General features: G+C 32.9%; 1 protein-coding gene and 1 pseudogene. Both read right to left on the bottom strand.

Annotation, left to right across the window (positions count from 1 at the left end; genetic code table 11):
• Positions 1-55 precede the first annotated feature (55 nt).
• Positions 56-316: a hypothetical protein gene (locus tag HMPREF0673_RS06095; RefSeq protein WP_007899513.1), complete on the bottom strand. Its 261-nt coding sequence runs from the start codon at positions 314-316 to the stop codon at positions 56-58.
• 1 nt (position 317) lies between these two features.
• A pseudogene (locus tag HMPREF0673_RS14865) lies at positions 318-785 on the bottom strand (hypothetical protein); the annotation flags it as partial.

The raw sequence follows: 785 nt of genomic DNA, 5'->3' as shown, positions 1-785 counted from the left end.
ATAGTGATATGACTGTCCGCGAGTAACATGATCAGACTATTTTATTTCTTTTAATTTAATTCTCTGTGATTAATAATTTGATATTATTATCACTACACAATTCATAAACTCTTTGAATTATTTTTTTTATATCTTTATCTGATAGGACTTCTCCTGATGTGGTAATATTTTTTGAAGAAACAACAAAATCATATAACGGAGAATTTACCATTTCTGCATCCAAAATGAATTCTTTATTTTGTTCATCAAAATAGGTTATTCCGCATCGTCCTGATATTATTATATAATATCCTTTATCACTTTTAAGTATTGGCATATTAAGTACATTTTACGTTTATATGATGTTCCACAATAGGAATATTATTTTTGACTAATATTGGTTTCTCAACTGATTCCCAAACACTAATTGAACCTGAATAATGGGCATCGTTGATAAATACATCAACATGAGATATTTTGCCAGCATTAAAATCAGCAACAGCATTTTCTGCAAACTCTGCTGATGCATTATTCCACAACGGTTTAGCGTCAATCCAGTCCATCTCTTTAGTAATATTTGTCAATTCTATGCCTTTTGATGTATCTTCTAAAACCACACGTCCTGGATTATTAGATGTAAAAACTCTGGCAGCTTCAAGAGCTGGAGATCTACCAGACCAAAATACATTAAATCCCCAAATATCTAACCATGTATTCACATCCTGCACATACCCGTAGAGTGTCGGGTTGTTTCCAGCCAGCCCAATGGGGTCGGAAGAAATATATATCCCCATTTCAGGCGAGTA

The sequence above is a fragment of the Leyella stercorea DSM 18206 genome (assembly GCF_000235885.1).
GTDB classification, from domain to species: Bacteria; Bacteroidota; Bacteroidia; order Bacteroidales; family Bacteroidaceae; genus Prevotella; species Prevotella stercorea.
Note: the sequence above shows the minus strand (reverse complement) of the source record. Positions and strands in the feature narration are given on the sequence as shown.